We start from the raw sequence: 9,927 nt of genomic DNA, 5'->3' as shown, positions 1-9,927 counted from the left end.
GAACACCACCAAGTCGTTGGATACCTCTTACACCCGTCTGGCATCCGGCCTGCGCATCAACAGCGCCAAGGATGATGCGGCGGGTCTGCAGATCTCCAACCGTCTGACCTCCCAGGTAAACGGCTTGGACCAGGGTAACCGCAACGCCAATGATGGCATCTCGCTGGCGCAGACCGCTGAAGGGGCCATGGACGAAGTGACCAGCATGCTGCAACGCATGCGTACCCTGGCGCAGCAATCTGCCAACGGCTCCAACTCCGCCAAAGATCGTGAAGCCCTGCAGAAGGAGGTGGATCAGCTGGGATCGGAAATCAACCGTATCTCCAAAGACACTACCTTTGCTGGCACCAAGCTGCTGGACGGTAGTTATGGTGGTACCTTCCAGGTTGGGGCGGATGCCAATCAGACTATCGGTTTCAGTCTTAGCCAAGCTGATGGATTCAGTATTTCTGGTATTGCAGCAGCAGCAGGTAGTTCGGCTGCGACCGTTTTCGCGACCGCGAGTGGGATCAATATTGGCACGCAGTCTCAGGCTCAAGATGTTCTTGCGACTGTTGATGCCATGCTGGGGGTGGTTGACAGCAAGCGTGCCGAGCTGGGTGCGGTGCAGAACCGTCTGGACTCCACCATTCGCAACCAGGCCAATATCTCGGAAAACGTGAGTGCAGCACGTTCCCGTATCCGCGATGCAGACTTTGCGACAGAAACCGCCAACATGACCAAGCAGAACATTCTGCAACAGGCGGCTTCCAGTATCCTGGCCCAGGCCAACCAGCGTCCGCAGTCTGCACTGCAACTGCTGGGTTAAGCGGGCCGTAACGTCAACATCATTGATATGAGGAGCAGCAGATGGGCAATGAATCGATAGCCATGCCTTCTGTTTCTTCGACGCTAACTCAACATGGCGGCCCTCAGGCCGCCATGCCTGCTTCTTCATCCGTTGCGGGTGGACATGATGTGGCCGAACAGAAAGGCGTCGAGTCGGCAGCCAAGGCATCGCAGGAGCCACCGACACACATCAAGACAGTCAAGCCGAGCATTGACAAGGCCTATATAGAAAAACAGGCCCAAGAATTGCAGGAGCGCTTGGACAACTTGAGCAAGATGAAGGGATGGACAATCAACTTCAGTCTGGTTCCCGAGCTGGAGCAGCCGGTCATCAAGGTCATTGATGTGGATACCAAACAGGTTATCCGACAGATCCCGAGTGAAGAAATGCTCTTGATGAACAAGAGGTTGCAGGCCATGGAGCCGGCAGGGAACACCCTGCCAAGTCTCTCCGGGCTGTTGTTCGATGGCCAGGTGTGACCTGATATTTTAAGTCGATAGACAGGAGGATGTGATGGCAATTACTTCAGCAGGGGCGGGGTCTGGACTCGATCTTGAAAGTGTGATCTCGGCGAGTGTTGCAGCGAAAAAAGCTCAATTGCAACAGCCGATCATTACCAAGCAAAACAGTACCCAGATCTCCTTGTCCGGTATCGGTCAGCTGAAATCCTCCATCTCTGCCTTTACCGACATTCTGGATAAACTGAGTGCGCCAGGTGCGTTCAACAAACGTGCCATCAACATCACCCAGAGCAAAGATGACCCCATTTTGAAGGTGGAGAGCAAGTCTGGTGCTTCCAACGGTCAATACAACATCATCGTCAATAAGTTGGCGGAAACGAGCCGCCAGGAGGGGATCTTCGACAGTTCGACCACCCCTCTGGCGACTCAGGATGGGCAACTGACCTTCAAGGCGGGTGACAAGACGTTCAAGGTTGATGTGAAGGCTGGGGACACCCTGCAAGATATCCGTAAAAGCATCAACAGCAATGGCGATAACTTCGGCCTGAGTGTCAACATCGTAAACACGGCTGATGGCAAGGCCAAGCTGGTGATCGACTCCGGTATCTCGGGAGACGGCAAGGATTTGACCATCACCGGCGATAACGCCGAGCTAGGGGTCTTCGAAGCCGGTGGCGGTGTGATGATCCAGACCCGGGCAGCCAGCAGTGCCGAGATTAATGTGGATGGCAACGTCCTCAAGAGTGATACCAACACCTTTGATGATTCCATTCAGGACCTCAAGGTGACGGTACTTCGCGTGTCGGATAAAGACAGTGCGGGAGATCTCAAGGCAAACAAGGTCGATATCACTACCGATAAGACCTCCATTCAGGAGCTTGTCCAGCAGTTTGTCGATGGATACAACACCCTTCAGGACAAAATGAATGGCCTGGGCAAGCGCAACAGCTTCGTTGGAGGGGTGAAGCAGGATGATGGTGGTGCCCTTGCCGGGGATTCCACCACCCGAGCGATCGAGTCTTTCATGAGCAACCTGCTGGTCAGCCCTTCTCAGAACAGCGGTACTTATTCGACCGTCTTTGAGATTGGCATCAAGATGGACAACAAGGGAAAACTGTCCCTCGACAAGACGAAGTTCGGGGAAGCTGTCGACAAGAACTTCGATCAGGTGGTGGCCCTGTTTGGGGGAGAGAAGGGGCTGGCATCTACCTTGAATTCCGGCCTGAAAGAATATACCAAGAGCGGCGGTATGCTTGCGCAACGAGAAGATGTCCTGAATTCGGATTTGCGTGCGCTGACCCAAAAAACGGCGACGGCCAATGCCCAGTTGACGAAGTATGAAGCGGCATTGCGCGCCCAGTACGGCAGTCTGGATGCCTTGTTGGTCAAGATGAACAGTTCTGCTTCTGCATTGGCAACATTGCAGACGAGTTATCAGAAGTCTTGATAGATCGAGAGTGTTGAATTATGTACAAGCGCAATATCAAAGCATATACAGCGGGTAATTTGGCGGCCGATCTGGCCACTGCAGACCCTCACCGTGTCATCCAGTTGATGATGCAGGGCTGCCTGGAGCGATTGGCTCAAGCCAAGGGAGCCATTGAGCGCAATGACATGGAGGCCAAAGCCACTGCCGTCTCCAAGGCACAAGGATTGCTTCACGGGTTGCAGGATGCGCTGGACATGAGCCAGGGGCGCATGGCGGAGGATCTGTATGGGCTTTACGCCTATATGGATGAACGGGTTTGGGATGCCAGTCTGAACCGGGATACGGCGCCTCTTGATGAAGTGATGACTCTGATGCTGACCATCAAGTCAGGCTGGGATCAACTGCCTGAATCCGAAAAACACCAGGGTTATCAGATGAGACAGCAGTTGGGTGAGCTGTGAGCTCCAGGCTTGCCGTGCTCGAAGAGGCACTGGACGAGAATGCCCGCCTCATGGAGACGCTGTTGCGGCAGCAGCAATATGATGATGCCTTGCAATGCATGGATGACAGGCTTGTCTTGATCGATAAGCTGGTCACGCTGGCCAGCGGCGAAGCGGAAGAGCAACAGGCGGTAGCCGCTCTGGCCGTCAGATTGTCCGTTCAGGAAGAGGCCATGAAAAACCTGGCCGCCACTCATCATCATGCCATTTTCGAACAGTTGACCCTGTTCGGAAGAGCCAGCAAGGCCGGTCAGGCCTATCGTGTGAACAGCAAGGAGTTCTGATGTCGCTCAATGTCGATTCCGCCCTGATGCAAGCTGAGCAGGATGCACTGCGACTGCAGCAGCAGGCGGAACAGGAAGCCGCCATGGCAGTGGCGTTGCCGCTGAGATTTGAACAGAATATGGCGGCTTTCCGTCGATATATTCCCCATATCGCCGATACCTATGAGCGCTACCAACCCGCTCGCCCGTTCAGGTTTTTCTGCAACGAGAATGGTCAACCCAATCTTGAGTGGCTAGATGATGGCGTTGCCGTCTACGGCAACGAACCCTACCTCATCTGTGAGACCCTGGTCACCGAGTTCATGGAGAAAGGGGGCCTGTCCAAGTTCTCCTTCAGCCAGGAGGCGAATCCCCTTGGCTTTATGCATGTCGAGTATCTCAACAAGCTGAATGCTTACCTTGACGATATTTCTGAGACGGAGACACAGCTCGAACATGTCCCCAATGAGGTCCCCAGTGCCCTGGTGTTTGGCGTCGGTCTCGGGTACCACCTTGGCTATCTCTATGAAAGGTGCAAGATCGGCACTCTGTTCCTCTTCGAGCCGGATCTGGATCTCTTTTACGCCTCCTTGTACTGCTTCGACTGGGCACCTTTGCTCGATTACCTGCATCAAGAGAACCTGGGGATGCAGATCCTGCTGGGACAGGATGAAGAGAGCATCGTCAAGGATTTCGCCTCTGCCATTCACAGCCGTGGTTCCTTCCTGATTGCCAATGCATTCATCATGTGGGGCTATCAGAATGAAAAGATCAAAAAGCTGATCGAAAAGGTGCAGCAAGAATATTTCTTGCTGGTGATGGGGTGGGGCTTTTTCGATGACAATCTGATAGCTCTATCCCACACTATCAATAATATTGAGCGTTCCGTGCCATTCTTGGGAAAAGATAAAAGGATTTCGCCAACATATCAACGGACCCCGATTTTTGTGATTGCCAATGGCCCATCGCTGGATGATTCCATCTCTGTCATTGAGAAAAACAAAGACAAGGCCATCATCATCTCCTGTGGCAGTGCCATTTCGGCCTTGCACAAGGTCGGCATCAAGCCGGATATTCACGTTGAGACGGAGCGAACCAAGATTGTCTATGACTTCTTGGTCAACCTGAACGATCCCGATTACCTGCGAGATATCCTGTTCCTGAGTACTGATGTGATCCACCCTGATTGTGCTTCGCTATTCAGCCAATCAGCACTTGCATTCAAACACAGCGAGCCCGGGGTGGCGCTCTACCATAATTACTTCCCTCATTTAAACGCCTGCGCCGCTCTCGGTGGGGTTAATCCCTTAGTGGGTAATATCGGTGTCAGCGCCCCCATCCACCTTGGTTTTAAAAACCTGTATCTGTTCGGTCTGGATAACGGCTACAAGCACAAGGGGCACCATCATTCCAAGCTCAGCTCCTACTATAACAACGAGGAGAGTGCTGGTGCCTTGGGGGCGCTGATGTATGGCGACAGCCAATGGCATCGCGAAGGGAATTTTGGCGGTATGGTCATCAGCAACGCCATGTTTGATGCTTCACGTCATGTGATCGAACAAGTGCTGGTTGCTAATCCCGATGTGCAGTGTTTCAACTGCAGTGATGGTGCTAGGATCATGCAGGCTAGGGCCTTACCAAGCTCTGAAATAAGTCTTTCCCAGTTTGTTGATAAGTCTGATCTGCTCGGGGAAATTGCGGCGCTGAGTGCCCCTATTCCACTGTTCAAGCAGGACTTTTCTTCGCTGCTTGATGTCGAGTTCTTCAACATTTTTATCGACAAGATGGTGGCCGAATGGCAACAGGATTTCACGTCTCGCAATGAGATTAATCAGTTGATGCTGCGCAACTTTGGCTATCTTGCCCAGATTTCTGCCACACGCCAGCAGCATATTTCACAGACCATGATAGGTTCGATGAACTATGTATTCACCCTGCTGAGCTCCATTCTCTACTCCTTCGAGGGGGAGGAGGAGACACTGGTGCTGATGAAGCCGGCCATCGAACTCTGGTTGGAATTCTTGGCGAAAGTCAGAGACATGTATCCGAGGGCTCTCGATAGCGTGGATATGATAGATAACGAAGTGATGGCGCTGTTCAGAAAATAAAGGAAAAAAGTTTAAGCAAATAAAAACACCGGCCCTTGGGCCGGTGTTTTTCTATCCCTTGGGATAAGGATTCTGTGCCGCGAGTAGCCTCGCATCCTTTCGCAGGATCTGCACCGAGATCAGCGCATCGGGCTCCAGTTCGGTGCCGCCATCGTGATGTTGCACATGTTCAAACAGGCGATGGTAGCCCGGATGCCAGCCAAACAGCTCGCCATAGTTCATCTTGTAGCTGAAGATATTAGCGTGATGCTGATAGTCGTTACGATAGTGTCCGGCCGGCGGATTGAAATCCAGTATGGTCATGAGGCCCCGATCAGCCAGCAGGGCATCACTGCCGGCGGCAATCTTGAACAGATCCTGGGGGTCGCACAGATAGAGGCAGAAGCCGAAGATGATGAGGTCGACCGGCTCTATCTCGGGCAGGCAGTCGGCCGTCCCCACGGTGAGCTGCAACCCTGGATAGCGGGAGAGCCCATCCTGGATGGCGCTGGCGGACGGATCCACCCCATAGCAGCGGGCGCCGTAGTGCTCGGCCAGCTGCGCCAGCCGCCAGCCGTTGGCACAGCCTATCTCCAGGATCCTGGCAGGTCTGCTGCCCAGATATTCCAGCGCCTTGAAGATGGGATCATTTGCCAGAGATTTATCGAGGATGGCGGCCTTGTTGCGCTTATACCACTCATCCCCTTCGTGGTCCATGAAGACGTTCTTCTGATGCATATGCCCTTCCATTATTTAAAAACGTCGTTGTTTACCGGCGTGTTTGCCAATATAGGTTGAGTAACAGTTTTTCCTATCACATCAGGAAGATATTTGGGCGCCAATCCAAAGCCAGGACGTACACTGCGCACCGCATCTGCCGTGATGGTTTCTCCCACCTGCAGGTCTTTGACAAAATAGAGAGAGCGCCGAAATTTTACATTTCCCACTTCGCTGGATTTTCGGCTGTAATCCACTTGACCCAGTGCAGACCATGCTGTTCTGGCACTAATACATAGTTGCTTTAATTCTGTCGGCTCCAGCGAAAAACTATCGTCAGGACCACCGCCATTGCGATCCAGAGTAAAATGTTTCTCAATGACCGATGCTCCCAAGGCAACACTGGCAATAGCTGTTGTATTGTCGAGCGTATGATCGGATAACCCAGTCACTAATCCGAAGCGCTGCTGCATATCTAGCAAGGTGCGCAAGTTGTAATCTTCAGCCGGAGCAGGATAACCACTGACACAGTGAAGTATGGCTAATTCTTTGCAGCCACCAGTTCTCGCCGCCTCAATCGCATTTTCAATTTCTTCCGCGTTTGCCATGCCCGTCGATATGATCATGGGTTTGCCTGTGCTTGCGACATAGCGGATCAATGGTAGGTCAATTGCTTCAAAAGAAGCAATCTTGTAGGCAGGCGCATTGAGCTCTTCTAGGAGATCTACCGCGGTGGTGTCAAAAGGAGAGCTGAAAATTGTGATACCGATTTTACGGGCATGCTGAAATAAGGGAGCATGCCATTCCCAAGGTAGCTGAGCCTCTTGGTAAAGTTGATAAAGACTCTTACCACGCCAAAGCCCTTCATGGATTTGAAATTCTGGGGAATTGCTGTTAAGAGTAATGGTGTCTGCTGTATAAGTCTGTAATTTTATAGCGCTAGCACCAGCATGCTTAGCCTCTGTAATTAAGCGGAATGCATTATTTAGATTGCCATTATGGTTAGCAGACATTTCTGCTATCACATATGGAGGAAAATCAACACCAACGCCAACATCATTAATAAATATTCTTGGTTTCATATGCTATCTGCTCCTGAATGCTGTTATTCTTTCTAATTGAGCAGTTCTATTGGATTCCCATTGGGTTTTTAAAATAGCCAGTCTATGAACGTTGATAAACTCTCCATTAGTAAAGCGCTGATCCTTAAAAACCCCCTCAGTTTCAAAGCCAAACTTGTGGTGTAAAGTAATTACAGGGCGATTAAACTCTAATACCTCACAGTATAGTTTGTGTAAGCCAAGCGTAATGAATGCTAGGTCGAGCATCAGAAACTCCATCTTAGCTCCAGATCCTCTCGGTGCTGAAGGTGCTGTGTAAAATGCCCAGGCTGAATTTTTATTACTCAAGTCTATATTGTTAAATGATGTTATGCCACATGGCTGCCCTTCGTATTCATACATATAATATCTTTGGTCTTGACGGAGTTTAGTTTTCTCCCACCAAGAATAATGCTCTTCACGCAATATAATATGCTGAGTGTACATATTACTTCTTACTTTTTGCTCGTTACGCCAAGCGAGCATTATATCAAGTTCATTTTCTCTAACATTTCGTAATACACCAAGAGAATCCATGGCAAAATTCCCATTTAAGTAGATATTATTTTGTCTGAAACTAACCAGACTCCTAAACCATCTGTAATACTACTGGCACAACTTGTCATTGCAGTGCTAGTTCCTGGTGCTGTAATAAATTCATTAACCCAATGTGTAATGTTTTTTTCCATATTTCTTTCTTGCATACACACAGCCGCTCCAGCCGACATTAAATTGTGTGCTGCTTCTTGTTGGTTGTCTGCAATTATCATCATCAATGTAGGTAAACCGAGACAGCATCGCTCCCAAGATGTACTACCCGCAGCACCGATCGCCAAGTCACTACTCGCCATAAGTTGCGCCATATTGTTAGCATTAACCAGTACTTCGGTTGGCCAGTGTAGAGTTGCAGCGAGATCTTCAATCTGTGTTAGCCATGGGGCCTTTGGTCCCATTACTACAAGGATCCGACAATCGTCAGGCAAGGGGGCACAGCGTAATGCATTCAACACTTGGCTAGTTACATTAAGCTTGTCGACACCCCCCATAGTGATCAGAACCTGTTTTAACACCGGACGCTGGCGCCGCTTTAGAGAGTATTCTCGTAATTCAGCAAATTCTGGGCGAAGCAATGCATAGCGTGGGCCGATCAGGAGTTGGCAACCGGGTGGGACATGCTTTCGGTAGTCATCGAGCTGGCGGCCCAGATTCTGGTCGAGCAGCAGATCGCAATCGTGATGACGATCCGCAAGGTCATCGATCACCATGATTCGACCGACATAATTACGGAGCCTGCTTTCCCAGTGGGCGTCGAGAGCGTAGTGGTCGACAATCAACCATGCTGGACACATCTCGGCCAGAATTACATGGGTTTGTGCAGCATCCAGCATCCTGCTGCATCCAAGCCAGCTCGCATGTGCAGGTGAGGATATGTCCACAGAGCCTTGTTCTGGCTCGGCGACTGTGTCAAGCAGATGGCAGTGGTGCCCACGGGTACGGATAAGCTCAGCCAGGTGTCCTGGATGCGCACGGCAGATAAACCAGCACTCAGCCCCTTTCTCACTCAATGCATCGGCTAGGGTCAGACAGCGCATTACATGGCCTGAACCGATCTCCAGCGATGCATCGGTACGAAAAACAATCCGCTGGCCGTCTAGCCTCATGCTATCCGATGCTGTGCGTTGAGTCTGCGGCATATCTGGTTGCACTCAGCGCACCTTGAATACCGGCTGGATAGGCTCGCCATCCAGGGCCTGATGGATGGCCTTGCTCGCGTCCAGACGGATAAGCTCCGGCAGGACTTCTGCATAGACGGCCAGCAGGGTTCGAATGTCCTCTTCACTATGGGCAAGGTTCAGGTTGTGGCTGCCAAGGCTAAGGATGCCACGCTTGCACAGCTCCTGCATTAAATAGCTCTTTAACTGCCAGCTTGTGTGGTTGGTTGAATCACCTGTCAGTAAGAAACACCAACTGGGGTGGCCGGCGCTTTGCAGCCAGCCTGGGGCATCCAGCTTTTGCAACAGGGCGTTGAGCCCATCGAGCAGTTGCTGGCCCCGCTCGGCCAGGCGAGTGGGCACGTCGAGCCGACGCATCTTGCCGATCACGGCGTTGGCCGCCGCCAGGGCGATGGCATCGCCGCCAAAGGTGCCGGAGAAGAAGATGTCCTCCATGCGGCGCATGTACTGGCGGCGGCCCACTACGGCGGAGATGGGGAAGCCGTTGGCCATCCCCTTGCCGAAGGCGGCCAGATCCGGGGTCACCCCGAACAGGGTCTGGGCGCCTCCTAAATGATTTCTAAAACCTGTGATGGTCTCATCGAAGATGAGCAGGGCGCCGTGCTTGTCGCACAGCTGGCGCAGACCGGGCAGAAAGTCCGGGGCGGGCCAGGCGACGTTCATGGGCTCCAGGATCACGGCGGCAAACTCGCCGGGATGGGCTTCCAGCTGGGCCTTGAGGGAGGCCAGATCGTTGTAGTCGAAGCGATGGGTCAGCTCGCGTACGCACTCGGGCACCCCCAGGTGGCGGGTGGTGGAGCCTACTGTG

11 protein-coding genes are annotated in these 9,927 nt (G+C 52.0%); 6 read left to right on the top strand and 5 right to left on the bottom strand.

The genetic code is table 11. The features are described 5' to 3' along the window. From AACR77_RS00760 to AACR77_RS00735, 6 genes are all read left to right on the top strand, one after another. A partial coding sequence (locus tag AACR77_RS00760) for a flagellin N-terminal helical domain-containing protein (RefSeq protein WP_042877913.1) occupies positions 1–808 on the top strand: 808 nt, incomplete at its 5' end. A 41-nt stretch (positions 809–849) separates the two neighbouring features. Further along, on the top strand, positions 850–1,308 hold the full coding sequence (locus AACR77_RS00755; protein WP_225159482.1) for a flagellar protein FlaG: 459 nt from the start codon (positions 850–852) through the stop codon (positions 1,306–1,308). A 34-nt stretch (positions 1,309–1,342) separates the two neighbouring features. Next, complete coding sequence (gene fliD / locus AACR77_RS00750; protein WP_042877907.1) at positions 1,343–2,737, top strand: flagellar filament capping protein FliD; 1,395 nt, start codon at positions 1,343–1,345, stop codon at positions 2,735–2,737. 20 nt (positions 2,738–2,757) lie between these two features. Continuing rightward, the gene (gene fliS, locus AACR77_RS00745) at positions 2,758–3,180 is read left to right on the top strand and encodes a flagellar export chaperone FliS (RefSeq protein WP_042015966.1); all 423 of its coding nucleotides are present in this window, start codon (positions 2,758–2,760) and stop codon (positions 3,178–3,180) included. A gap of 14 nt (positions 3,181–3,194) precedes the next feature. Beyond that, positions 3,195–3,503: a hypothetical protein gene (locus AACR77_RS00740; protein ID WP_234932886.1), complete on the top strand. Its 309-nt coding sequence runs from the start codon at positions 3,195–3,197 to the stop codon at positions 3,501–3,503. Beyond that, complete coding sequence (locus tag AACR77_RS00735; RefSeq protein ID WP_042877902.1) at positions 3,503–5,590, top strand: motility associated factor glycosyltransferase family protein; 2,088 nt, start codon at positions 3,503–3,505, stop codon at positions 5,588–5,590. Before AACR77_RS00740 ends, AACR77_RS00735 begins: the two co-directional genes overlap by 1 nt. A 51-nt stretch (positions 5,591–5,641) precedes the next feature. On the opposite strand, the gene AACR77_RS00730 is transcribed toward AACR77_RS00735, so the two are convergent. The 5 genes from AACR77_RS00730 to AACR77_RS00710 all read right to left on the bottom strand — a co-directional run. Beyond that, complete coding sequence (locus AACR77_RS00730; protein ID WP_042877900.1) at positions 5,642–6,307, bottom strand: class I SAM-dependent methyltransferase; 666 nt, start codon at positions 6,305–6,307, stop codon at positions 5,642–5,644. Positions 6,308–6,318: 11 nt separating this feature from the next. Then, positions 6,319–7,368: a pseudaminic acid synthase gene (gene pseI, locus AACR77_RS00725; protein WP_081999268.1), complete on the bottom strand. Its 1,050-nt coding sequence runs from the start codon at positions 7,366–7,368 to the stop codon at positions 6,319–6,321. Positions 7,369–7,371: 3 nt separating this feature from the next. After that, positions 7,372–7,923, bottom strand: a complete 552-nt coding sequence (gene pseH / locus AACR77_RS00720; RefSeq protein WP_042877898.1) for a UDP-4-amino-4,6-dideoxy-N-acetyl-beta-L-altrosamine N-acetyltransferase — start codon at positions 7,921–7,923, stop codon at positions 7,372–7,374. 14 nt (positions 7,924–7,937) lie between these two features. Further along, positions 7,938–9,092, bottom strand: coding sequence for a UDP-2,4-diacetamido-2,4,6-trideoxy-beta-L-altropyranose hydrolase (gene pseG, locus AACR77_RS00715; RefSeq protein WP_197055463.1), 1,155 nt, complete (start codon positions 9,090–9,092; stop codon positions 7,938–7,940). Further along, positions 9,093–9,927: aminotransferase class III-fold pyridoxal phosphate-dependent enzyme (locus tag AACR77_RS00710; RefSeq protein ID WP_042877894.1), on the bottom strand; the 835-nt coding region annotated here is incomplete at its 5' end.

It is taken from the genome of Aeromonas sp. ZOR0002 (assembly GCF_963866995.1).
GTDB classification, from domain to species: Bacteria; Pseudomonadota; Gammaproteobacteria; order Enterobacterales; family Aeromonadaceae; genus Aeromonas; species Aeromonas caviae.
The sequence above is the reverse complement of the archived record's forward strand: the minus strand, read 5'-3'. Positions and strand labels throughout refer to the sequence as shown.

What these genes read in the sequence shown, in the direction of transcription:
- AACR77_RS00755 (WP_225159482.1), top strand. Translation starts at nt 850, where the DNA reads ATGGGCAATGAATCGATAGCCATGCCTTCTGTTTCTTCGACGCTAACT.
- fliD (WP_042877907.1), top strand. Translation starts at nt 1,343, where the DNA reads ATGGCAATTACTTCAGCAGGGGCGGGGTCTGGACTCGATCTTGAAAGT.
- fliS (WP_042015966.1), top strand. Translation starts at nt 2,758, where the DNA reads ATGTACAAGCGCAATATCAAAGCATATACAGCGGGTAATTTGGCGGCC.
- AACR77_RS00735 (WP_042877902.1), top strand. Translation starts at nt 3,503, where the DNA reads ATGTCGCTCAATGTCGATTCCGCCCTGATGCAAGCTGAGCAGGATGCA.
- AACR77_RS00730 (WP_042877900.1), bottom strand. Translation starts at nt 6,307, where the DNA reads ATGCATCAGAAGAACGTCTTCATGGACCACGAAGGGGATGAGTGGTAT.
- pseI (WP_081999268.1), bottom strand. Translation starts at nt 7,368, where the DNA reads ATGAAACCAAGAATATTTATTAATGATGTTGGCGTTGGTGTTGATTTT.
- pseH (WP_042877898.1), bottom strand. Translation starts at nt 7,923, where the DNA reads ATGGATTCTCTTGGTGTATTACGAAATGTTAGAGAAAATGAACTTGAT.